General features: G+C 67.4%; 23 protein-coding genes and 1 other RNA gene. 11 read left to right on the forward strand and 13 right to left on the reverse strand.

The window, feature by feature from the left end; all coding sequences use genetic code 11:
• Positions 1 to 67 precede the first annotated feature (67 nt).
• Positions 68 to 502 carry a hypothetical protein gene (locus AAFN89_RS13695; RefSeq protein WP_347539630.1) on the forward strand — a complete coding sequence of 145 codons (435 nt, stop codon included), beginning with the start codon at positions 68 to 70 and terminating at the stop codon, positions 500 to 502.
• Between the two features lie 240 nt (positions 503 to 742).
• Here the strand turns inward: AAFN89_RS13695 and AAFN89_RS13700 are convergent, their stop codons facing one another.
• The 9 genes from AAFN89_RS13700 to hemC form a co-directional block, all read right to left on the reverse strand.
• Positions 743 to 1,561, reverse strand: a complete 819-nt coding sequence (locus tag AAFN89_RS13700; RefSeq protein ID WP_347539631.1) for a TIGR00282 family metallophosphoesterase — start codon at positions 1,559 to 1,561, stop codon at positions 743 to 745.
• A 4-nt stretch (positions 1,562 to 1,565) separates the two neighbouring features.
• The gene (locus tag AAFN89_RS13705; protein ID WP_347539632.1) at positions 1,566 to 2,153 is read right to left on the reverse strand and encodes a 5-formyltetrahydrofolate cyclo-ligase; all 588 of its coding nucleotides are present in this window, start codon (positions 2,151 to 2,153) and stop codon (positions 1,566 to 1,568) included.
• A gap of 12 nt (positions 2,154 to 2,165) precedes the next feature.
• Positions 2,166 to 2,325, reverse strand: a non-coding RNA gene (gene ssrS, locus AAFN89_RS13710) — 6S RNA.
• Positions 2,326 to 2,333: 8 nt separating this feature from the next.
• Positions 2,334 to 2,648 (reverse strand): cell division protein ZapA, encoded by a 315-nt coding sequence (zapA, locus tag AAFN89_RS13715; RefSeq protein WP_347539633.1) that lies wholly within the window; start codon positions 2,646 to 2,648, stop codon positions 2,334 to 2,336.
• Between the two features lie 2 nt (positions 2,649 to 2,650).
• A complete protein-coding gene (locus tag AAFN89_RS13720) occupies positions 2,651 to 2,848 on the reverse strand; it encodes a hypothetical protein (protein ID WP_347539634.1) in 198 nt (65 codons plus the stop codon).
• A 53-nt stretch (positions 2,849 to 2,901) separates the two neighbouring features.
• Complete coding sequence (locus tag AAFN89_RS13725) at positions 2,902 to 4,293, reverse strand: heme biosynthesis HemY N-terminal domain-containing protein (protein ID WP_347539635.1); 1,392 nt, start codon at positions 4,291 to 4,293, stop codon at positions 2,902 to 2,904.
• Positions 4,293 to 5,819 (reverse strand): mitofilin family membrane protein, encoded by a 1,527-nt coding sequence (locus AAFN89_RS13730; RefSeq protein WP_347539636.1) that lies wholly within the window; start codon positions 5,817 to 5,819, stop codon positions 4,293 to 4,295. Before AAFN89_RS13730 ends, AAFN89_RS13725 begins: the two co-directional genes overlap by 1 nt.
• Before the next feature lie 21 nt (positions 5,820 to 5,840).
• Positions 5,841 to 6,563 carry a uroporphyrinogen-III synthase gene (locus tag AAFN89_RS13735; RefSeq protein WP_347539637.1) on the reverse strand — a complete coding sequence of 241 codons (723 nt, stop codon included), beginning with the start codon at positions 6,561 to 6,563 and terminating at the stop codon, positions 5,841 to 5,843.
• The gene (hemC, locus tag AAFN89_RS13740; RefSeq protein ID WP_347539638.1) at positions 6,560 to 7,492 is read right to left on the reverse strand and encodes a hydroxymethylbilane synthase; all 933 of its coding nucleotides are present in this window, start codon (positions 7,490 to 7,492) and stop codon (positions 6,560 to 6,562) included. Before hemC ends, AAFN89_RS13735 begins: the two co-directional genes overlap by 4 nt.
• A gap of 268 nt (positions 7,493 to 7,760) precedes the next feature.
• Here hemC and AAFN89_RS13745 point away from each other — a divergent pair, with 268 nt between their 5' ends.
• The 9 genes from AAFN89_RS13745 (at position 7,761) to AAFN89_RS13785 (ending at position 15,188) form a co-directional block, all read left to right on the forward strand.
• Positions 7,761 to 8,093: a hypothetical protein gene (locus tag AAFN89_RS13745; RefSeq protein ID WP_347539639.1), complete on the forward strand. Its 333-nt coding sequence runs from the start codon at positions 7,761 to 7,763 to the stop codon at positions 8,091 to 8,093.
• Between the two features lie 82 nt (positions 8,094 to 8,175).
• Positions 8,176 to 9,183 carry a hypothetical protein gene (locus tag AAFN89_RS13750; protein WP_347539640.1) on the forward strand — a complete coding sequence of 336 codons (1,008 nt, stop codon included), beginning with the start codon at positions 8,176 to 8,178 and terminating at the stop codon, positions 9,181 to 9,183.
• Positions 9,180 to 9,941, forward strand: a complete 762-nt coding sequence (locus AAFN89_RS13755) for a hypothetical protein (protein ID WP_347539641.1) — start codon at positions 9,180 to 9,182, stop codon at positions 9,939 to 9,941. The genes AAFN89_RS13750 and AAFN89_RS13755 overlap by 4 nt, the downstream gene beginning before the upstream one ends.
• A 92-nt stretch (positions 9,942 to 10,033) precedes the next feature.
• Entirely contained in the window at positions 10,034 to 11,092 is a 1,059-nt protein-coding gene (tsaD, locus tag AAFN89_RS13760; RefSeq protein ID WP_347539642.1) for a tRNA (adenosine(37)-N6)-threonylcarbamoyltransferase complex transferase subunit TsaD, read from the forward strand.
• A 25-nt stretch (positions 11,093 to 11,117) separates the two neighbouring features.
• A complete protein-coding gene (locus AAFN89_RS13765; RefSeq protein WP_347539643.1) occupies positions 11,118 to 12,146 on the forward strand; it encodes an NAD(P)H-dependent glycerol-3-phosphate dehydrogenase in 1,029 nt (342 codons plus the stop codon).
• Between the two features lie 49 nt (positions 12,147 to 12,195).
• Entirely contained in the window at positions 12,196 to 12,483 is a 288-nt protein-coding gene (locus AAFN89_RS13770) for a YciI family protein (protein ID WP_347539644.1), read from the forward strand.
• Between the two features lie 11 nt (positions 12,484 to 12,494).
• A complete protein-coding gene (locus tag AAFN89_RS13775; RefSeq protein WP_347539645.1) occupies positions 12,495 to 12,911 on the forward strand; it encodes an EVE domain-containing protein in 417 nt (138 codons plus the stop codon).
• A 93-nt stretch (positions 12,912 to 13,004) separates the two neighbouring features.
• On the forward strand, positions 13,005 to 14,786 hold the full coding sequence (locus AAFN89_RS13780) for an SLC13 family permease (RefSeq protein ID WP_347539646.1): 1,782 nt from the start codon (positions 13,005 to 13,007) through the stop codon (positions 14,784 to 14,786).
• A 72-nt stretch (positions 14,787 to 14,858) separates the two neighbouring features.
• Entirely contained in the window at positions 14,859 to 15,188 is a 330-nt protein-coding gene (locus tag AAFN89_RS13785) for a type II toxin-antitoxin system HicB family antitoxin (RefSeq protein WP_347539647.1), read from the forward strand.
• A 345-nt stretch (positions 15,189 to 15,533) separates the two neighbouring features.
• Here the strand turns inward: AAFN89_RS13785 and AAFN89_RS13790 are convergent, their stop codons facing one another.
• The 3 genes from AAFN89_RS13790 to AAFN89_RS13800 form a co-directional block, all read right to left on the reverse strand.
• Positions 15,534 to 16,094, reverse strand: a complete 561-nt coding sequence (locus AAFN89_RS13790) for a T6SS effector amidase Tae4 family protein (RefSeq protein WP_347539648.1) — start codon at positions 16,092 to 16,094, stop codon at positions 15,534 to 15,536.
• Positions 16,095 to 16,195: 101 nt separating this feature from the next.
• Positions 16,196 to 17,869 carry a HAMP domain-containing methyl-accepting chemotaxis protein gene (locus AAFN89_RS13795; protein WP_347539649.1) on the reverse strand — a complete coding sequence of 558 codons (1,674 nt, stop codon included), beginning with the start codon at positions 17,867 to 17,869 and terminating at the stop codon, positions 16,196 to 16,198.
• A 125-nt stretch (positions 17,870 to 17,994) separates the two neighbouring features.
• Complete coding sequence (locus tag AAFN89_RS13800; RefSeq protein ID WP_347539650.1) at positions 17,995 to 18,231, reverse strand: hypothetical protein; 237 nt, start codon at positions 18,229 to 18,231, stop codon at positions 17,995 to 17,997.
• Between the two features lie 235 nt (positions 18,232 to 18,466).
• On the opposite strand from AAFN89_RS13800, the gene acs reads away from it, so the two are divergent.
• Positions 18,467 to 20,407 (forward strand): acetate--CoA ligase, encoded by a 1,941-nt coding sequence (acs, locus tag AAFN89_RS13805; protein ID WP_347539651.1) that lies wholly within the window; start codon positions 18,467 to 18,469, stop codon positions 20,405 to 20,407.
• 32 nt (positions 20,408 to 20,439) lie between these two features.
• Here the strand turns inward: acs and AAFN89_RS13810 are convergent, their stop codons facing one another.
• Complete coding sequence (locus AAFN89_RS13810; protein WP_347539652.1) at positions 20,440 to 21,321, reverse strand: AraC family transcriptional regulator; 882 nt, start codon at positions 21,319 to 21,321, stop codon at positions 20,440 to 20,442.
• Positions 21,322 to 21,343: the final 22 nt, after the last annotated feature.

A 21,343-nucleotide genomic window follows, 5' to 3' on the forward strand; every position in this document is an offset into this window, starting at 1 on the left:
TAACACGCCCATGACGGGAGACGCAGCCGGCGGGGCGCAACCCCGGCAGCGCACAAGGAAGCACGGAATGCCCATCGAGATCAGGCATATCATCCTCCGGCGCGAGGATCTGGCCTATGCCGTCACCGACTACGCACACCGGACGGGGATGAAGATACCCTACGGGCGCATCATCGGATCCGACCTAAAATCCGGCGGCGGGCACACGATGTCGTTCAACGTCGTGGAGGACCGGACCGGCCGGAAATCCGAATTCAAGATCGGCAACGAGGATCTGCTGTCGGCGGTTCTGATGTATTGCGGCACCCGGAAGATCCCCATCCCGGTGCATGGCGCCAAGCGGCTGAAGATCGTCCGCGAGACGGTGGCGCTGGAGATCACCAGCAACATCGACGACGACAAGGTGCCGCTGCTGAACGAGCTTCTCCGCGAGAGCGAGATCGTCCCGATCAACCGCATCGACGACCGCGAGGTCGACGCGGTTCTGGCCGGCGGGGATTGAGTCGTCCTTCGCCGCCGCTGCCTGCTTTGAGGGCCTATGGATTCCAGATCAAGTCTGGAATGACTTTTAAAAACAATAAGTAATAATAACAATGTCATGCTGGACTTGATCCAGCATCCATACGGTGTCGACGGCAGTCGGAACGGCGTTCGTTCTTCGCCGGCGGCGAAGCGGCGGGGGCCTATGGATTCCGGATCAAGTCCGGAATGACTATTAAAAACAAAAAATTACAAGCCGAACTTAAAAGTCTGGAATAGCTGGAGCCAAACGGCCGCCGATGCGCAACGGTGCGACGCGGCGGGCGAGGCCGGTGCGGTCGTCGGTGTCGACGATCAGGCCGCAGAGGGTCGCGGCGTCTTCCGCCGGGCTGAGGCGTTCACCGGGCATCTTGCGGATGAAGCGGTGGATGGCCGCTTCCTTCTTCATGCCGATGACGCTGTCGAAATCGCCGCACATGCCGGCATCGGTCTGGTAGGCGGTCCCGCCCGGCAGGATCTGGAGATCGGCCGTCGGGACATGGGTGTGGGTGCCGACCACGAGGGTCGCGCGGCCGTCGAGATAATGGCCCATCGCCATCTTCTCGCTGGACGCCTCGCCATGGAAATCCAGCACGATGGCGTCCACGTCGCGCGGCATCGCGACATCGGCCAGAATCCGGTCGATGGCGGCGAACGGGTCGTCCAGCGGGTCCATGAACAGGCGGGCCATCAGATTGACGATCATGACCTGACGGCCGCCATCCTGGGATTGCAGGATCGTCGCCCCCCGGCCGGGGGTGCCGTCCGGGAAGTTGGCGGGGCGCAGGATGCGCTGGTCGCGCTCCATATAGCCGATGATATCCTTCTGGTCCCAGACATGGTTGCCGGTGGTGATGCAGTCCGCCCCGGCGTCGTGGAACTCCTGCGCGATCTTCGGCGTGATGCCGAAGCCGCCGGCCGCGTTCTCGCCGTTCAGCACGACGAAATCGAGCGCCAGGGATTCCCGCAGGCGGGGCAGGTGATGAAGCAGGACGGCGCGGCCGGAGCGGCCGACGACATCGCCGATGAAGGCCAGACGCATGGGATCAGGAAATCGCTGAAGGTTTGAAGGCCTCCCGCTCCGTCACGATCCAGTCGAGCGGCTGGTCGTGAGGGTCGGCGGGGATGAGGGGAAGTTCCTGGCCGGCATAGGCCAGCCCTATGGCCAGCACCCGGCCGTGACGGCGGAGCCGGTCGAGCGTGCGGTCGTAGAAGCCCGCCCCGTAGCCGAGCCGGTGGCCCTTCCGGTCGAAGCCCAGCATGGGCACGAGGACGAGCGTCGGCGCGACCTCCGCCGCCTCCTCCGCCGGCGCAGGGACGCCAAAGAGGCCGGGAACGAGGGCTTCGCCCGGACGCCACAGGCGGAAGCGCAGCGGCTGCCCCCGGCCGAGGGTGACGGGCAGGCAGCAGGTCGCGCCGGCCGAGGCCAGCGCGTCGAGCAGCGGGTTGGGGTCGAGTTCGTCGCGGATCGGCACGTAGCCCGCAATCACGGTTCCGGACTCCACCGGAACGTGGCGGAGGAAACGGTCCCGCACCTCCATCGCCGCCCTGCCCTGCCCCGCCGCATGGGCGGCGGCGCGGAGCTGGCGGGCGCGTTCGCGCGCTTCACGTTTGGGTTCAGAGAGGGAAGTCACGGCGCCGGAATCGGTGAGGCCGCAGCGGCCGTTGGTCATTTCGTCTCCTCATGGGCCCTGCTTTAGCAGGTGGGCGCCGTGTGCCGGGACCACAGCCCCGGCAGGGACAGCTCCCTAGAGGATTCGCATCGGCCCCAGGGACAAAGGAACCTGACGCACCCCGCAGCCTCACCGGCTTATCTAGGCGCGTTCCAACCGCGCCGCAATAGCCTCCATCCGGCCGGCGAGACGGCCGATCGCGGCCGCGACCTCACCGTCCCTGTCGCCGCCACCGCCGGCGCGGGCTTCCGCCGCGCGCGAATCGGCGAGTTCGTCGGCCAGCAGGAGCGCGGCCATCACCAAGAGGTGGGTGTCGCTGGCCGATCCGGCGACGGTCTTGATCTCCGCCACCCGCCCCTCGACATAGCGCGCCATCTCCCGCACCCGGTCCTCCTGCCCGTCGCCGCAGGCGACCGGGTAGGTGCGGCCATTGATCATGACGTCGACGCGGGCCATCGTCAGGGTGTCTCCAGCAGGGATTCGAGCCGGTGGATGGCGCGTTCCACCCGGTCGGCCACGGCATCCGCGTCCGGTACGGTTGCGTTGCCCCCCGCCCCGGAAACAGCGGGCCGTTCGGCCTCACGCGCCGCGATCCCCCGTTCGAGACTGTCGAGGGCCTGTTCGAGCCGTTTAAGCTCGGCCGCGATCTGTGACATTCAATGAAGCCGCCGAGATTGAGGAATCCAGGAAGTATGGAACTTTAACAATGCTATGCGGCGCTGCCTTCGCCGTCAACAAGAGGACGACCGCCCGGCGCGACAGGCGCGGTGAGCAATGGCGCGCCGGAGCCCCCCGCCGCCGGCAGGTGGAGGCCTTCGGTCGGCGAGCGCCAGGCGAGCGTGTCGAAGGCCCCGCAGGCCCCGCAAAGCGCCGTCCAGGCGATCGCGGTCGTGCCGCACTGGCCGCAGACCCAGGTCGGATCGGGCGGGGAATCGCTGGCCTTGGCGAGCCAGGCGCGGGCGGCAGCCGTGTCGCCGTGCTCCGCCTGCTCAAGATCCGCGAGCAGATGATAAACGCGGCGCGTCGGCGCCTTCCGCTCCACCTTCAGCAGATGGCCGCGCGCGGCGCCCCACAGCTTCGCCGCCAGTTCGGCCTCCGCGAGCGCAGTCAGGCTTTCCGCGTTATCCGGCTGCAGCCGGTGCAGCCGTTCGACCCGCTTCACCCGGTCCAGCGGCGCTTCGTCGGCCGGGGCGAGGTCCAGCCAGGCGGCCATGAGATCGGGATGCGGGGCGCGCGTCCAGGCGGCATCGATCACCTTCTGCGCCTGCCGGTCCTTGCCTGTCCGGGCAAGGAGGCGCGCCTCCCGCACAGCGGCGGGCACGAAGTCCGGCGACAGCTTCAGCGCCCGGTGGGCGTGACGCTGGGCAGCGTGGGAATCGCCCCCGGCCTCGTCGATCCGGCTGCGCTCCATGAGAATGGCGGTGGTCCAGCGGCGCGCCGTCTGCTCATCGATCACGCCCGACTTGCGAGCGGAGGACAGGCTGGCCTGGGCTTCCGCCCACTGGCGCTGCCTGATCTCAAGCTCCAGCACCGCGCGCTGGACCCAGGGCGTCTCCGGCCTCAGATCCTTGGCGCGGCGGGCGAGCGACAGGGCGCGGGTGGGATCGTCCTGCCGCAGCGACTGGTTGAGCAGCCCGCGCAGGCCGAGGAACTCCGTCTCCGGCCGTTTCAGCATCGCTTCGAAATAGGACCGGGCGGCGTTGTCGTCGCCGTTGAGCTGGGCGGCCTGGGCGGACAGAAGCATGGTCAGCGGCGGTTCGTTCAGCAGCGCGTCGGCCTTGCGGGCCTGGCGCCGCGCCGCCTGGGGATCGCCGGCCGCCACCGCGACCATGCCGTAGGTCAGCGCCTTATAGCCGCGCTCACGCTTCGACCGCTGGCGGTAATTCCGCCACCGTCCGGGCGTCCGCGCCGCCCCGCGCCACAGGCGGTAGAGGAAGGCGGCGACCAGCATCAGCGCCGCGACCGCGACGATCAGCACGCCGACCGACGTCTCGACGACATAGCCCTGCCATTCGACCGCGACCGCGCCCGGCCGGTTCGCCAGCCAGATCGCCACCGCGACCAGAATCGCGATCTTGATGATCCACCAGACGGCCCGCATCACTGCGTCCCGGATTCGGTGGATGACGATGATTCGGCGGGCGGCTGCCGCGCTTCGGCCGGCTGACTCGCGGGCTCGGCCGCCGGCTCGTCTGGCGGCGGCGCATCGGCCGATCCGGCCAGACGGCGCACCGCGAGGCCGTTCAGCGCCTCGACCGCGCGCTCGGCCTCCAGCCGGGCCCGGGCGGCGGCGAGCCATTCTTCGGCGGCCGCCGCGGCGTCGCCCTGGAGTGCGCCCAGCGCCTCCACCGCGCCGGCGAGGTCGCCGTCCCGGAGCCGGCCTTCGGCCCGCGCCAGGATGGCGTCGGGATCGTCGCCCTCGACCTCTCCGGGCGCGGGTCGGATCGTCACCAGCCCCTCGACCGAGGCGCGCATCTGGTCGACCCAGGAAGCGTCGGCCGGAAGGGATTCGGCCTGCCGCACCGCATCGGCCATGGCGGGGAACCGCCGCTCAAGCTCCTCCCGTCCGGCCACCCCCTGCGCGCCGTGGGCGTCGAGCGTCTCCAGCGCCTGCTGGAACTCCGGGTCGCCGGCGGCGACGGAGCGGAGGGCCGTGAGGCCGGAATCGAAGGAACCGCCCTGGGCCAAAGCCTGGCCGATCTGGCCGACCGCCAGCACGATCGCCTGGGTGCGGCTGTCGGTCGCCTCCGATCGCGCAAGGGCGGCGGAGACGCGCTCCAGCTCCGTCGAAGACTGATCGATCGTCTGCTCCAGGCGATCGACGCGCCCGGTCAGGCTGTCGAGCGCCGTCCGGGAGGATTCCAGCCCCTCGATACGGTCGCCCAGAGCGGAGATCGCGGACTGGAGCGGGGCCAGCGCCTCGGCGTCCGTGCCGGCGGGGGCTGCCTCCAGCGCCGCCAGCCGGTCGTTCAGCGAGGCCAGCGATTGCAGGCTTTCGTCCAGCGACGCCAGCCTGCCCTCCATCGCCGCGAGACGGTCGGCACCCGCGCTGTCCTCTGCGCCATTCTCCGCACCGTTCTCCCCTGCCCCCATGACGGCGGCGAGCCTGGGGCCCCAGAGCGGCTGGGTCAGGATGGCGAGAAGGCCGAGGATTGCCAGCCCCAGCGCGATCCCGGCGAGGGAGCGGGCGTCGCGGGCCTGCTTCGCCTCGGAGACCGCTGCTTCCTGACGGATGTCGGCGGTTTCGGGAGGTTCAGGGGCTTTCTCCGGTTCCGGCGCGTCCGGCCGGTCGGTTGGGATGTCTGTCACGTGGCCTGCTTTGTCTTCTTCTTTCGTCGGGGATTCGTCCGGCCCCGCCGAGGCGGCAAGGTCCGCGCGGTCCAGGACGACCACGTGGGCGATCGCGGCGGCGCGGATATCGTCATGGCGGGAAACCGGTATAGCCTGCCGCTTCTTCCATCCCTGAACCGTGGTGACGGGAATGCCCAGCTTCGACGCCATGGGCCGGATACCGCCGAAGGCGGCGATGACCCGTTCGGCGGGCGAGCCGGTCCCGGCTTCGTGTCCGGGATCCTCCGGCCCAGAACCGCCTGGCGGCGCGTTGGGTTTATCGCTGTCAGAAACCATGGGCCGTCGCTGTTGTTCCAGTCACGGACGAATGGCCGGCGCATCGACCAGTGAGAGCATCCCGGCGATATCGGGGCGCGGCGCTATCGCGATCCGGCCCCAGGCCCGATCGTCCAGCCGTCGCGCCACGGCGGCGCTGAGACAGAGCGCGGAAAGCGGCTGGAGAGCGCCGCCGAGACCGGCCCTTCCGACCAGCGTAACAAACACCTCCGCCGTTCGTGGAGAAAAAAGCAGGACGCCCTCTACGGCGCGGTCGCGCAAGGCCTCGACGGCGGCGGCGGGCAGGGCTTCGACGGCGCGGGCTTCATAGAACCGCTCGCGGCGCACGGTGAAGCCTTGTTCATCGAGAAGCGCCGCAAGATCGCCGGCCAGATGAGTTCCCGCGACATGGAGGAGCGGCCCAAAGGAGGGCGACAGGCTGGAGGCGACCAGCGACGCCAGATCCTCCACCGCGCCGCCGGCGCTGGCGACATGAAGGAAACCGCCCTCCCTCGCCGCCGCCGCCGTCCCGTCGCCCACGGCGAAGACCGGCAGGTCGCGCCGGGCGGCGGTGCGGGCGAGCGCCCGGGCGCCGTTGGCGCTGGTCAGCAGGAAGCCGGTGGCGTCCCCGCCGTCGAAGCCGGGCGGCGCATGATCGACGATCGTCATCAGCGGCGCGACGATGGCGGTCGCCCCCCGCGCCTCCAGGGCCTTCGCGACCGGAAGCGCATCCGTCTCCGGACGGGTGACCAGCCAGGCCGTCACGCGATCAGGAAGTCCGGCCCGATCCGGGCCTTCAGCTCCGCTCCCGCCTCGGCCCCCAAAGCAGCGGCGTCGGCGGCCGCCCCTTCCCGGCGAAGACGGTGGATTTCGCTGCCGTCGGGTTTGGCGACCAGCCCGTCGAGACTGATCCGGCCGCCCTCCCCCAGCGTCGCCAGCGCCGCGATCGGCGTGCGGCAGGAGCCGTCGAGCACCTTGAGCAGCGCGCGCTCCGCCGCCACCCGCTCCGCCGTCCGGGCGCAATGCAGCGGCGCGAGGCATTCCAGCACCCGATCGTCGTCGGACCGGCATTCGATGCCGATGGCGCCCTGGGCGACGGCGGGCAGCATCTGATCCTCCGGCAGGATGGCGGTGATCCTGTCGGCCTTGTCCAGCCGCCGCAGACCGGCGACGGCCAGGAGCGTGGCGTCGACCTGCCCCTCCGCCAGCTTGCGCAACCGGCTCTCGACATTGCCGCGGAAGGTGACGACGGACACGTCCGGCCGGCGCGCCAGCACCTGCGCCTGACGGCGCAGCGAGGCGGTGCCGACGATTGCGCCCGGCGGCAGATCGTCCAGCCCGGCCATGCTGTCGCGGGCGAAGAAGGCGTCGCGCGGATCCTCGCGCGGCAACAGGCAGGCTATCTCCAGCCCCGGCGGCAGCCAGGTGGCGACATCCTTCATCGAGTGGACGGCCAGATCGATCGACCTGTCGATCAGCGCCTCCTCGATCTCCTTGGTGAACAGGCCCTTGCCGCCGATCTCCGCCAGCGCCCGGTCCTGGACGCGGTCGCCCGTGGTCTTGATGACCACGATCTCCACCGCGCCCTCGGCGGCGAGTTCGGGGAAGGCCGCGCCGAGGCGGCGCGCGGTCTCGCGGGCCTGGGCCAGCGCCAGAGGGCTGCCCCTCGTGCCGATACGCAGGATGGTGGTCATGGGGGCAGCATGTAGGCCGCGTCCGCCGCGATCGTCAATCCGTATCGCCTCGTACGTTCATGGGAATATATGGAAAGTATAGCTTAATATTATCACTGTGGTTGACTCCTCTATGTCACAGCACTACGTAATCGTTCCTCAGCGCCGGGCAAACAACAACAAGATCAACCGTCGCGTTTACCGACGAATCGTCGGCGAAATAACTTTTCGAAAATGAATCGGGATTCCGCCGGCGAAGAGTTCAACTGGAACGGAGGCTTGTATTCACATGAGCAAATTCGAACAGATCAAACCCTATATCACCGGAATCGTCATCGGCCTGATCGCGGCGCCGGTCATCGCCTTCAGCTTCGGCTGGATCGTGACCACCAGTTCCATGGAAACATCGGTCCATGAGGCGAAGCTGCAGGTGCTGGCCGCCGCATGCGCCGGCAGGGCGACCGCCTACCGGACGGCGGAGAACATCACCACCGACATCAGCGGCTGGCAGGAGCGTGACGCCCGCGAGCAGATCGCCGCGCGCTTCGTGGGGACGCTGGAGGAAGACGGCGTCGAGAACGACGACATCGTCGAGGAGTGCGCCGACCTGCTGGACGTTTGAGGCGGAAGTGCGGGCAGTCGCCCTCGACCATCACTAACGGCAGCATTGCACACTAACGTTATCAGCGTTAGTGTGCGATGCCATGTTAGAAAGAGACGGCAGTAGCCAGGATGTCCAGTTCTCCGATGCGCTGGAACGCTATCTGGGGGAACTGCTTCATGAACGCATCGATGTCCGTCCATTCGAGGCCGCGCGCAGCTTGCCGTCCTTTATCGGACACACCTACGCGCTCTACGAAGCGTACATTCTAGGTCGGCGCTGCATTATCGTCGCCAGGATCGAGGGCGCAGGCACTCCGGCCGACATTGCCAAGCACATCGACATCGTCCGCAACGCCACCAATGCGCTGGCGGTTTTCGCCACCATGACCATCAGCGCGCATAACCGGTCGCGCCTCATCGGCCAGCACGTTCCCTTCATCATTCCCGGCAACCAGCTCTATATGCCCGATCTCGCGATCGATCTGCGCGAGCATTTCCGCGCGCCTCGGCGCCGACAGGCGGATGGCCTGTCCCCTGCCGCCCAAGCCGTTCTTTTCCACCATATCCTGCATCCCGGCAGGAGCGGGTCAACGCCATCCCTCCTGGCCGAACGCCTTCATTATTCGGCAATGTCGATCGGCCGGGCGTTCGATGATCTGGTCTCCACCGGCCTCGCTGAAACCGCGCGACATGGAAAAGAACGACATATCCGCTTCAAGGCGGAGCGACGACGACTCCTGGAAGACGCGACACCGCTTCTGCGCAGTCCGGTTCGCTCCCTCAAATTCGTGCGCGGAAACGACTTTGGAGCCTTCCTGAAGCTGGCCGGGGAAACCGCACTGTCTCATCTCACGGAACTGGCCCGTCCCCGCATCGACACCTTCGCCGTCGCCGCCAGCGGCTGGAAAGCGATCTCGCAAACTGTTGGCCTCATCGAAGTCGACCGTGACGAAGCCGACTGCATTATCGAGACGTGGTCCTACGATCCAGCCGGGCTGTCCGACGGCCAGACGGTCGACGCCCTTTCCTTATACGCACAATTCCGCAGCCATCGCGACGAGCGTGTCGCCATGGCTGCGGACCAGCTATTGGAGAGCCTGCCTTGGTGACCGGCATCGACAAATTTCAAGAATACTTCGCCGACCATGAGGATTCCTACGCCATCATCGGCGGCGCGGCCTGCGATCTCTTGTTCGATGAAGCCGGCCTTGATTTCAGAGCCACCAAGGATATCGACATGGTGCTCTGCGTTGAGGTGGTCGATGCCGCCTTCGGCGCGGCTTTCAGGACGTTTCTGGATGCGGGCGGCTACCGGGCACGCGAACGGAACACCGGCGAGAAGGAGTTCTACCGCTTCCACAAGCCGTCGGACCAAAGCTTCCCCTATATGATCGAGCTGTTTTCCCGAAAGCCCGGCACGCTCGACCTTCCGGGAAATGCCGAACTCACGCCGATCCCGGTCGAGGAAGACATTGTCAGCCTTTCGGCCATATTGCTCGACGATGGGTACTACGAAGCGCTGCAGTCCGCGAAACGGAAGATCGAAGGTGTAACCATCATCGACGAAACGCTCCTCATTCCCTTCAAGGCACGGGCCTTTCTCGATCTGAGCGCCAGGTCAGAAGCGGGAGAAAGGATCGACGGCAAGAATATCAGGAAACACCGCAATGACGTGCTCCGCCTGACACAGCTCCTGCCCGGCGACGCTGCAATCAGTTTGCCCGAGCAAATTCAGGAGGACATGCGCCGCTTTCTTGACCTGGCTGCGGCTGACGAAACTCTCGACCCCAAAGCAATCAAGGTACCGTTCACTCGCGATGAGGCGATTGCCCTGCTCAGATCCGCCTATAAGTTGACGGACGCATAAGCCAACACAGCCATCGCCGGACCTCGCCCCTGCCACAAGGGCAGCGGTTCGCCAATTGAGCATGGCGCAGGGGGCTGCTATGACCCTGCGCCATGATCGTTCTGGGCATCGAGACATCCTGCGACGAGACAGCCGCCGCCATCGTCGCCGACGACCGGCGCATTCTGGCGAATGTCGTCCTGTCGCAGCTTGAGGACCACCGGCCCTATGGCGGGGTGGTGCCGGAGATCGCGGCGCGGGCGCACCTGAAGCATCTGAACGGGCTGATCCGGCAGGCGCTGAGCGAAGCCGGGCTGGGCCTCGACAGGTTGGATGGCGTCGCCGCCACCGCCGGCCCCGGCCTGATCGGCGGGGTGATGGTCGGTGTGATGACGGCCAAGGCCATCGCCGCCGCGCGGTCCCTGCCCTTCCTGGCCGTCAACCATCTGGAAGGCCATGCGCTGACGGCGCGGCTGACCGACAACCTGCCTTTCCCCTATCTGCTGCTGCTGGTTTCCGGCGGCCATACCCAGCTTCTGGAAGTGTCCGGAATCGGCGACTATCGCCGGCTGGGCACCACGATCGACGATGCGGTCGGGGAGGCGTTCGACAAGACGGCGAAGCTGCTGGGGCTGGGCTATCCCGGCGGGCCGCTGGTCGAACAGGCGGCGCTGGACGGCGATCCGGCCCGCTTCCCGCTGCCCCGCCCGATGATGGGCCGTCCGGGCTGCGACTTCTCCTTCTCCGGCCTGAAGACAGCCGTGCGGCAGGCGGTCCACGCGCTGCCGCCGGGGCCGCTGACGGACCGCGACGTATCGGACATCGCCGCCAGCTTCCAGCAGGCCGCGGCCGACAGCCTGGCCGACCGCACAGGCCGCGGCGTCGCGATGTTCCGCGAACGGCACCCGGCGGGCGGCGCGCTGGTGGTCGCCGGCGGGGTGGCGGCCAATAAGGTCTTGAGATCCCGGCTGACAGCGCTGGCCGAAACGGCAAGCCTGCCCTTCGTCGCGCCGCCCCTGCCGCTCTGCACCGACAATGCGGCGATGATCGCCTGGGCGGGGCTGGAGAGGCTGAAGCTGGGCCTTACAGACCCGCTGGACTTCGCGCCCCGGCCGCGCTGGCCGCTGGATCCCGACGCGGCGCCGGCGATCGGCGCGGGCGTCAAGGCGTGAGGTTTCCCGAAGTGAGTGCCGCCAATTGACCGACCGATCGATCCAACGCATCGCCGTCCTGGGCGCCGGCGCCTGGGGAACGGCCCTGGCGCAGGGAGCAATCCGTGCCGGCCGTCGGACCGTGCTGTGGGCGCGGAGCGCCGATGTCGCCGCCGCGATCAACCAGCGTCAGGCGAACCCGGCCTATCTTCCGGGAATCGCGCTCGATCCGACGCTGAAGGCGACAACCGACCTTGCGGAGACGGCCGACGCCGACGCGCTGATCCTGGCCGCGCCGGCGCAGCACACAAAGGCTCTCGCCAGCGCTCTGCCCCGAACCGACCGGCCGCTGGTCATCGCGGCCAAGGGCTTCGAGGCCGCTACGGGGCGGCTGATGACCGAACTTGTGGCCGAGGCGCAGCCCGACGCGCCGCTGGCGGTGCTGTCCGGCCCAAGCTTCGCGGCGGAGATGGCGCGCGGCCTGCCGACCGCCGTCACGCTGGCTTGCGCCAACCCGACGCTGGGCCGGGCGCTGGTCGACGGGCTGGGCCACCGGACCTTCCGGCCCTATTGGGTGGACGATCTGACCGGCGTGCAGATCGGCGGCGCGGTCAAGAACGTGCTGGCGATCGCGTCGGGGGTGGTGATGGGGCGCGGGCTGGGGGAGAACGCCCGCGCCGCGCTGATCACGCGCGGCCTGGCCGAACTGATGCGGCTGGGCGCTGTGCTGGGCGCGCGGCCGAAAACGCTGATGGGGCTGTCGGGGCTGGGCGATCTGATGCTGACCGCCGGCAGCCTCGCCTCCCGCAACACCTCGCTGGGCGACGCGCTGGGCCGGGGGGAGGATCTCGCCGACATATTGGGCGCGCGCCGGTCGGTGACGGAGGGCGTCCATACCGCCGCCGCGGTGACGGCGCTGGCCGACCGCCACGGCATCGACATGCCGGTCTGCGCCGCCGTCGATGGTATCCTCAACCGGGGGATGACCATAGAGGAGGCTATCGGCGCGCTCCTGGACCGGCCGTTCAAGGCCGAGGAAGGCGGCGGGCTGACAGGTCCGGCCGGGCTGGGGTAACGTCCCTTCCCTTTTCGCTTCATCTCACACCCGCTGGAGACATCGTCCCGTGCATTTCGTGATCCATTGCGTCGACAAGCCCGACCAGGGCGAAATCCGCGCCGCCAACCGCGCCGCCCATCTGGACCATCTGGCGGTTCATGCGGGGAAGATCCTGGCCGCCGGCCCGCTGCAGAACGAGGACGGCAGCGCCATGATCGGCAGCCTGCTGATCATGGATTTCAACGACCGTGCGGCGGCGGAGCGATTCTGCGAGGACGATCCCTACGCCAGGGCCGGGCTGTTCCGGAGCGTGACGGTCACGCCCTGGAAGCAGGTCTATCCCAAGGCGTCGTGAGGTCGCGCGAGATGGCTTACTGGCTGGTGAAGTCCGAACCGTTCAAATGGTCCTGGCAGCAACAGGTGAAGAACAAGCGCACCCATTGGGACGGGGTACGCAACTATCAGGCGTCGAACAACCTCAAGGCGATGAAGATCGGCGACAAGGCCTTCTTCTATCACTCCAACGAGGGCAAGGAGATCGTCGGGATCGTGACGGTGGTGAAGGAATACTATCCCGACCCCTCAGATCCCAAGGGCCGGTTCGGCATGGTCGATTTCGAGGCGGTGCGGCCGTTCGGGAAGCCGGTGACGCTGGAGCAGGTGAAGGCCGACCCCGCATTGGAGGAGATCGCGCTGGTCCGCCAGTCGCGCCTGTCGGTGCAGCCGGTGACGGACGAGCAATGGCGCTATATCTGCCGGCTGGGCGAAACCGACCCCTCCTGACCGTTCAGTTTGCGCTTGCGAAATAACCGGCCGCCACGGTCATACTGACCCTTCGGCCGCCATGTCGGCGAGCGGGGGCGCGGGGGGAAGGTTGTGGGCGGCGTCGATATCGATCTCCTGATCGTCTTCGGGCTTCTTATCGTCGTCTTCATCGCCTTTGCGTCGGAGCGGCTGCCGCAGGAGATGGTGGCGCTGGGCACGCCGGTGATCCTGCTGGCGACCGGCGTGCTTGCCGTGCCGGAGGTGCTGGCGTCGCTGTCCAACAGCGCGCCCTTCACCATCGGCTGCATGTTCGTGCTGGCCGCCGCGCTGGAGCGGACGGGATGCATCGACGCGCTGGGCGCGGCGGCGGTGCGGGCGGTGGGCAGCCGGCCGGCCATGGGGCTGGCGCTGCTGGTCGTGCTGGCGGTCGTCTCCTCGGCCTTTATCAACAACACGCCGATCGTGGTGATCCTGACGCCGGTTGCGCTGAAGCTGGCGCAGAAGCTCAGCGTCTCCCCCTCCAAGCTGCTGATCCCCCTCTCCTACGCCGCGATCTTCGGCGGCACCTGCACGCTGATCGGCACCTCGACCAACATCCTGGTCGACGGCGTGGCGCGACAGTTCGGGCAGGAGCCGTTCGGCATCTTCGCCATCAGCGGGTTGGGGATCGTGATGGCCGGCATCGGCATCCTCTATGTCCTGCTGCTGGGCGACCGGCTGCTGCCCGACCGGCCGACCGTGTCGTCGGCCCTGTCGGGGCAGGCGTCGCGCCGCTATCTGACGGAACTGGTGGTCACGGCCGGCAGCCAGCTGTCGGGGAAGACGCTGGCCGACGCCCGGCTGACCAACCTGCGGGACGCCCGCGTAATCGACGTCATCCGCGTCGATGATTCGCTGCGCTGGAGCCTGTCGACCCTGCAACTCCAGGACGGCGACCGGCTGATAGTGGAGGCGGCGGTGGCCGGCCTGCTGGCGCTCAGGGAGCGCGCGGGGGTCGTCCTCGATCCGGAGGAGGAACTGCGGGAGGTGACGACCCGCAGCACGGTGCTGGTCGAGGGGGTGGTTGGCCCCCGGTCGCGCTATCTGGGGCACCGCATGCGGGACCTCAACATCCGCCGGCGCTACGGCGTCTACAAGCTCGCCATCTATCGGCAGGGCGAGAATCTGCGCGACCCGTTCGACCGGGTGCGGCTGGAGGTGGGCGATTCGCTACTGCTGGAGGGGCCGCCGGAGGGCATCTCCCGGCTGATTGAGGCCGGCGACCTGATCAACCTGACTGAACCGCAGGAGAAACCCTTCCGGCTGCGCAAAGCCCCGATCGCCATCGCCGCCGTGCTGGGGGTGGTGGTCCTGGCCTCCCTGGAAATTATACCGATCGCCGGGGCGGCGCTGATCGCCACGATGATCGTGCTGTCGACCCGCTGCATCGACCGCGACGAGGCCGGCCGGTCGATCGACTGGCGCGTGCTGATGATCATCCTGGGCATGCTGACGCTGGGCACGGCGATGGACAAGACCGGCGCCGTGGCGCTGATCACCGGGGCCATCGCCGACATCGGCGGCGACGCCTCCCCGCAGGTCATCCTGTCGCTGTTCTACCTGACGACATCGGTGCTCACGAGCCTCTTGTCGAACGGGGCGGTGGCGGTGCTGATGACGCCGATCGCCATCGGCATCGCCGACAGCCTGGGCGTGGACGCGCGGCCCTTTATCGTCGCGGTGATGTTCGGCGCCTCGGCCGATTTCGCGACGCCCATCGGCTACCAGACGAACACGCTGGTCTACGCGGCCGGCGGCTACCGCTACATGGATTTCGTCAGGATCGGCGTGCCGCTGAACCTGATCTTCTGGATCGCCGCCACCTTCCTGATCCCGGTCTTCTTCCCGTTCTGAGCAGGTGCGGCGATGCCGCCCAACCCGTTGACCCGATCGTCAGGCATTGCGTACTTTTACGCGGGTGACGCCATGACCCACTATATCGCCATCATTCACAAGGACGCCGACAGCGATTTCGGCGTGTCCTTTCCGGATTTTCCCGGCTGCGTGACGGCGGGAAGCACGCTGGACGAGGCCCGCGCCATGGCTGAGGAGGCGCTGGCCTTCCACATCGAGGGCATGGCCGAGGATGGCGAGACAATCCCCGCCCCCTCCAATCTGGAAATCATCATGACAAGCGCCGATTTCCGCGATGGCGTCGCGGCTGACGGTTGGCCCCACCGCGCCCCTTGCCGACGCGCTGATCGCCGCGACCGCGGAAGCCCACGATCTGGCCTTGGCGACACGGAACGTCCGTGATTTCGAACGCTTCGAGAAGGTCAAGATAGTCAATCCCTGGATGAGCAGGGCGCGGTAGCGCCATCGTCGTCATGCTGAACTAATCCAGCATCCATGCCGTGTCGATGGAAGCAGGGACCGCACCCGGTCCTTCGCCGCCGGTGAAGCGGTGGTGGCCTATGGATTCCTGATCAAGTCAGGAATGACCAACAAAAACAAGGTCATGCTGGACTTGATCCAGCATCCATATGGTGTCGGTGGCTGCCGGGACCGCGCTCGGCCCTTCGCCGCCGGTGGACCGGCAAGGACCTATGGATTCCTGAATCAAGTCCGGAATGACGTTCATTGGATAATCAGCAGCCCGGCTCAAAGCAGCGGGAAGAACCAGACCTGGTCGGCGAGATTGAAGAGGGGGGCGTTGGAGGCGACGCCGCCGCCGGCGCTGATGCCGAGCTTTATGTTCCAGAACTCCCGCCCGTCCCAGAGATCGATATGGTCGCCGCGACGGGTTTCCTGGTCTTCGCGGGTGAAGCAGTTGTTGAAGTAGATGATCCCGCGCAAGCCCCCGAGCGCCGAGGGCGCGTCGTCGAGCGTGCGACCCCTGTAGCGGGTCGGTGCCCCCCAGATATCCTCCAGATAGACCGCCAGTTCATGCGCGCCGACCAGATGGGGGACCGGCAATTGGCAGGCCCGGCGGTTCCGGTGGACGCGGCGATGATTGCCGTGATTGCCGTTATGTCCGAACGCCGAGAGGCTGAAGCCGCAGCGTTCGAGCGCGACGCTCATCCGCACCGCACACTGGTTGCTGATCGCCGGGACTTTGCAAGGTGCCTTGTCGTCGTGATAATCGTTATAGGCGCGGAACATCTGTTGCCAGACCGGCCGCACCATGCACCGGTTGGACAGCATCGTCGTGAAATCGGCCATCGGTCGCCCTCCCCGTCCGGAAAGCAAAGGACCGGCGACCGTCGCACGGCCGCCGGTCCAAGGGCAGCATACCATCTTTGAGACAGCGCCTGCCGGAAAGATCAGCCCGCGCGGACGGAGGTCAGGAAGGCCGCGACCTCCCGCGCCAGGGTCGCCGACCGGTCGTCGAGGCCGGAGGTCGCGCCAGCCACCTCCTCCGCCGAGCGGCCGGCCGCCTGGGCGGCGGAGGTCGCGCCGCCGATGGCGCGGCTGACGTCGCCGGTGCCGGTCGCCGCCTGGTTGACGGCGCGCGCGATTTCTCCCGTCGCGGCGTTCTGCTGCTCCACCGCCGCGGCGATCGTGGCGATGGTCTCCCTGATCTGGACGATCGTGCCGCCGATGGCGCCGATCGCTGTCACCGCCTCATCCGTCACGCCCTGCATGGCGCTGATCTGGGTGGCGATCTCCTCCGTCGCCCTGGCGGTCTGGTTGGCGAGGTTCTTGACCTCCGACGCCACGACGGCGAAGCCCTTTCCGGCTTCCCCGGCACGGGCGGCTTCGATCGTCGCGTTCAGCGCCAGCAGGTTGGTCTGGTCGGCGATGTCGTTGATCAGCTTCACCACCTCGCCGATCTTCTCGGCCGCCGTGGCGAGGCCGCGGACGGTGGTGTTGGTCTGGTCCGCATCGTGCGCCGCGCGGTTGGCGATGTCGGTGGAGTTCGCGACCTGGGACGCGATCTCCTGGATCGACTGGGTCAGCTCACTGGCCGCGGAGGCCACCGTCTGGACATTCGCTTCGGCCTGCCGGGCGCCCGCCGCCGCCGTGGCGGACTGCGCGCTGGCTTCATCCGTCATGCCGGAGAGGCCGCCGGCCGCCTTCGACAAATGCGCGGCCGCGCCCTGGATATCGGTGACCAGCGCGCTGACGCTCCGTTCGAACCGGTCGGCCAGCGCCACCAGAGCCTGCCGCTTGCCGGCTTCCGCGCGTTCAGCTTCCGAGCGCCGCTCGGCCTCCAGGCCGTCGACGGCCAGCGCGTGCTCGCGGAAGACCTCCACCGCCGCGGCCATCGACCCGATCTCGTCCCGTCGGTTCACGCCGGGCACCGACAGGTCGGTCTCTCCCCGCGCCAGCCGTCCCATGGCGCCGGCCATGGCGCGCACCGGACGGGAGACGACGCGCCCCATCAGCCACACCAGGATTGTCAGCAGGACGACCAGCACGATGCCGGCGACCAGCGTCTGGCTGCCGGCCATCGCGGCGATCGAATCATTCTGGCGATCGAGGCTCCAGGCCACCCCCAGCGCCCCTTCGACCTCCGTCCCCCGAAGATTGTGGACCGGCGTCAGCACGATCATGTGGCCGTCGCGGACGACGGCATCGGTGGCGTTCCCCGCCATCGCGGCCAGGATTTCTTCCGGGGCGATCGCCAGCTCCGCCGTCGGCAGCGCCTCGTTGGAGAAGGAATAGAAGGTCTGGCCGGCATCGTCGAACGCGACGACCGTGGCGAGCTGGGTGTCCTCGGCCTCGGCGAGCTTCGCGAACTCCGCCTCGATGCTGGGCCCGTCCTGGCTGGAGAAGCCGATTCGGGTGGCGACGGCCAGCATCTCCGTCTTCACCGCGGCGTCGGAAAGCGAGATGTCGATGAGCTGTCCGCGCTGCTGGTAAATCGAGACGCCGACCATCGCGACGAAGCCGAGGATCATCGCCCCGGCGAACAGCGCCGCGAAACGGCGGCCGAGAGTCCAGAAGGCGCGCCGGCCGGCCTTGCCGGCCGGAACAGATTCAGAGGAGGTCATTCATAATCCCCGTAGCGTAAGCCAAATCCCAATGCCCTTTTGAAGGGCTTTGGAGGAAGAAGACGCCGGGGAATTTAATAGAGCTTTAATGACGTGGATTTTGTTCGGGAAAACAGCCGCTTGCCCTATTCGGCCACCGCCGACTGCACCTCGTTCAGGCTGCGCACCATCCGGTCGGCCAGCGCCTTGGAGACCAGGGCCGTTTCCGCCCGGCCCGGCGCGGACCGTCCGCCATCGACGGAGACGGCGCTCAGCAGCGCGTCGAGCGCCATCATGCTGGTGCGGTGGCTCATCTCGCAGAGTCGGCCGGCCAGCATGGCGGTGTCTTCCGCCGTTTCGCGGGTCAGGGTTTCCGTCGCCATGTCGCCTCTCCGCTCAAGACCGTTGCGCGCCCGCATCCCGAAGGGTCGGGCGGCTTCCATTCCGATGATCGCCGGGGCAAGGTTAAGGACCGATGAACGCACCCGCCGGGCCGATGGTTGTTTCGCCCGGCCTTCGTGTGGATAATCGCCGCTTCAAAGATCGCGCGCATGGCATATGAGGGCGGATTTCAGCGCCCCTGCGCGAAACAATCAACCCCTGGGAGACGTCCAGAAGATGACCACCGCAACGCAGTTTCCCGTGCCAGCCGCCTGGGCCGAACGCGCCTGGATAGACGACGCCAAATACCGTTCCATGTACGAGGCGTCGATCAAGGACCCCGAAGGGTTCTGGGGCGAGCAGGGAAAGCGGCTGGACTGGGTCAAGCCCTACAGCAAGGTCAAGGATGTCGACTTCACCGGCGACGTGTCGATCAAATGGTTCCATGACGGGACGCTGAACGCCTGCTTCAACTGCGTCGACCGCCACCTAGAGACGCGCGGGGACCAGACCGCGCTGATCTGGGAAGGCGACGATCCCAAGGACAGCAAGAACATCACCTATCGGGAGGTGCATGAGGAGGTCAGCCGGCTGGCCAACGTGCTGAAAGCGCGCGGGATCAGGAAGGGCGACCGGGTCACGATCTACATGCCGATGATCCCGGAGGCGGCCTACGCCATGCTGGCCTGCGCGCGAATCGGCGCGATCCATTCGGTGGTGTTCGGCGGGTTTTCCCCCGACAGCCTGAAGGACCGCATCATCGACTGCGATTCCAACTGCCTGATCACCGCCGACGAGGGGCTGCGGGGCGGCCGGAAGGTGCCGCTGAAGAAGAACGCCGACCAGGCGCTCAAGCACTGCCCGTCGGTGACGACGGTCGTGGTGGTGAAGCGGACGGGCGGCGAGGTCGAGTGGAGCGAGGGCCGCGACCTCTGGTACCATGAGGAATGCGCCAGGGTTTCCGCCGACTGCCCGTGCGAGGAGATGGACGCGGAAGACCCGATGTTCATCCTCTACACCTCCGGCTCGACGGGCAAGCCGAAGGGCGTGCTGCACACGACCGGCGGGTACATGGTCTTCACCGCCATGACCCATCAGTATGTCTTCGACTATCATGACGGGGACGTCTACTGGTGCACGGCCGATGTCGGCTGGGTGACCGGCCACAGCTACATCGTCTATGGCCCGATGGCCAACGGCGCCATCAGCCTGATGTTCGAGGGCGTGCCGAACTATCCCGATACGTCCCGCTTCTGGCAGGTCGTCGACAAGCACAAGGTCAACATCTTCTATACCGCGCCCACGGCGATCCGCGCGCTGATGCGGGAAGGCGACGGGCCGGTGAAGAAGGCCGGCCGGGAGAGCCTGCGCCTGCTGGGATCGGTCGGCGAGCCGATCAATCCCGAGGCGTGGCTGTGGTACCACAATGTCGTGGGAGACGGCCGCTGCCCGATCGTGGACACCTGGTGGCAGACCGAGACGGGGGGCATCATGATCACCCCGCTGCCCGGCGCGACGGCGACGAAGCCCGGATCTGCGACCCGCCCCTTTTTCGGCGTCAGGCCGGTGATGGTGGACAATGAGGGCAAGCCGCTGGAGGGCGCGGCGGAAGGCAATCTCTGCATCGCCGACAGCTGGCCCGGCCAGATGCGCACCGTCTATGGCGACCATGAACGGTTCATCCAGACCTATTTCTCAAGCTTCAAGGGTATGTACTTCACCGGCGACGGGGCCCGGCGGGACGAGGACGGCTATTACTGGATCACCGGCCGGGTCGACGACGTGATCAACGTGTCGGGTCACCGCATGGGCACGGCGGAGGTGGAATCCGCGCTGGTCGCCCACCAGAAGGTCGCCGAGGCGGCGGTCGTCGGCTATCCGCACGACATCAAGGGCCAGGGCATCTACGCCTATGTGACGCTGAACGCCGGCGAGGAGCCGACGGAGGATCTGCGCAAGGAGCTGGTGCAGTGGGTGCGCAAGGAGATCGGCCCGATCGCCAGCCCCGATTTGATCCAGTGGGCGCCGTCCCTGCCCAAGACCCGGTCGGGCAAGATCATGCGCCGGATCCTGCGCAAGATCGCCGCCAACGAGCACGGGAATCTGGGCGACACGACCACGCTGGCCGATCCCGCGGTGGTCAATGACCTGGTCGACAACAGGATGAACCGCGCCTGAGGTGCGCGCCGTCCGACAGCGACGAGGGGGGGCTAGCTAGCCGCCCTTCTCGCCGACGGACGCGCAGCGGCTAACGCTTCCGCGGCCACAAGCCGTGCGGAACCGCGACTCTCCTGGGACCTGCGCCGAAACTGGCCAGGCGTGCAGCCGAGCGTTCGGCGGAACCGTCGGTTGAACTCCGAAAGGTCGTTGAAGCCCGCATTCAAAGCGATCTCGAGCACCGGGTCCGGGGTTTGGCGGAGGAGCGCAGCGGCGCGGCGAAGCCGCCCGGCAAGCAGGTATTGGTGAGGCGTGATCCCGATCTCGCGCTTGAACTCCCGTAGGAGGTGATAGGGACTCAAGCCGGCGATCTGCGCCAGCGCGTGCAACGGCAGTGGCCGCTCGACCTCCTCGTCCATCCAGCGGACAAGCTCTTCAATGCGCTTGGACCGGGCGTCGCGGCGCGTGCGGCCCACCGCCTCCACTCCGACAACGCCGGCGGCGAGTTCCAGCGCTACTTCCTCGAGCTCTCCGGTGCTCAGGACAGCCGCATCGGCGGCGATTACAAGGTGCGTACGCAGGGCGGAAGGCGGCAGGGCGGGCCTGTCTAGCACCAGCCTGGTGCCTCCGGGAATCGACGCCACCACGTCTTCGAAGAATGCGGGGTCGAAGTGGAATGACAGGCAACGGTCGCCGACGCCGTGCTCGTGCCCACACGCGAAGCAGTCTCCCGGATTGCCGAGCAATACGGAGCCGGGCGTCATCGTCGCGACGCCGCGAGAGGAGCGATACCCGAATGTGCCCTCAAGCACGACAGCCATGCATACCCTGTCGTGCCGCTCTTCAAAGCTAGGGTCGGCTGGACCCGCCCGGCAGGTCACCTCCGTGGCCCGCCAGCCGGGTCCGCTCGCCAGAATCTTCGCCGAGATGGTCATTTTTCCTCAGTAGCAATTTTCC

The sequence above is a fragment of the Inquilinus sp. CAU 1745 genome (assembly GCF_039839375.1).
Lineage (GTDB): Bacteria > Pseudomonadota > Alphaproteobacteria > DSM-16000 > Inquilinaceae > JBDOQU01.

Bases quoted from the DNA above. Each gene is read 5' to 3' on its own strand.
- acs (WP_347539651.1), top strand. From the start codon at position 18,467: ATGACCACCGCAACGCAGTTTCCCGTGCCAGCCGCCTGGGCCGAACGC.
- AAFN89_RS13725 (WP_347539635.1), bottom strand. From the start codon at position 4,293: ATGCGGGCCGTCTGGTGGATCATCAAGATCGCGATTCTGGTCGCGGTG.
- zapA (WP_347539633.1), bottom strand. From the start codon at position 2,648: ATGGCCCGCGTCGACGTCATGATCAATGGCCGCACCTACCCGGTCGCC.
- AAFN89_RS13750 (WP_347539640.1), top strand. From the start codon at position 8,176: ATGTTAGAAAGAGACGGCAGTAGCCAGGATGTCCAGTTCTCCGATGCG.
- AAFN89_RS13785 (WP_347539647.1), top strand. From the start codon at position 14,859: ATGACCCACTATATCGCCATCATTCACAAGGACGCCGACAGCGATTTC.
- tsaD (WP_347539642.1), top strand. From the start codon at position 10,034: ATGATCGTTCTGGGCATCGAGACATCCTGCGACGAGACAGCCGCCGCC.
- AAFN89_RS13745 (WP_347539639.1), top strand. From the start codon at position 7,761: ATGAGCAAATTCGAACAGATCAAACCCTATATCACCGGAATCGTCATC.
- AAFN89_RS13795 (WP_347539649.1), bottom strand. From the start codon at position 17,869: ATGACCTCCTCTGAATCTGTTCCGGCCGGCAAGGCCGGCCGGCGCGCC.
- AAFN89_RS13800 (WP_347539650.1), bottom strand. From the start codon at position 18,231: ATGGCGACGGAAACCCTGACCCGCGAAACGGCGGAAGACACCGCCATG.
- AAFN89_RS13790 (WP_347539648.1), bottom strand. From the start codon at position 16,094: ATGGCCGATTTCACGACGATGCTGTCCAACCGGTGCATGGTGCGGCCG.
- AAFN89_RS13775 (WP_347539645.1), top strand. From the start codon at position 12,495: ATGGCTTACTGGCTGGTGAAGTCCGAACCGTTCAAATGGTCCTGGCAG.
- AAFN89_RS13695 (WP_347539630.1), top strand. From the start codon at position 68: ATGCCCATCGAGATCAGGCATATCATCCTCCGGCGCGAGGATCTGGCC.
- AAFN89_RS13730 (WP_347539636.1), bottom strand. From the start codon at position 5,819: ATGGTTTCTGACAGCGATAAACCCAACGCGCCGCCAGGCGGTTCTGGG.
- AAFN89_RS13700 (WP_347539631.1), bottom strand. From the start codon at position 1,561: ATGCGTCTGGCCTTCATCGGCGATGTCGTCGGCCGCTCCGGCCGCGCC.
- hemC (WP_347539638.1), bottom strand. From the start codon at position 7,492: ATGACCACCATCCTGCGTATCGGCACGAGGGGCAGCCCTCTGGCGCTG.
- AAFN89_RS13810 (WP_347539652.1), bottom strand. From the start codon at position 21,321: ATGACCATCTCGGCGAAGATTCTGGCGAGCGGACCCGGCTGGCGGGCC.
- AAFN89_RS13720 (WP_347539634.1), bottom strand. From the start codon at position 2,848: ATGTCACAGATCGCGGCCGAGCTTAAACGGCTCGAACAGGCCCTCGAC.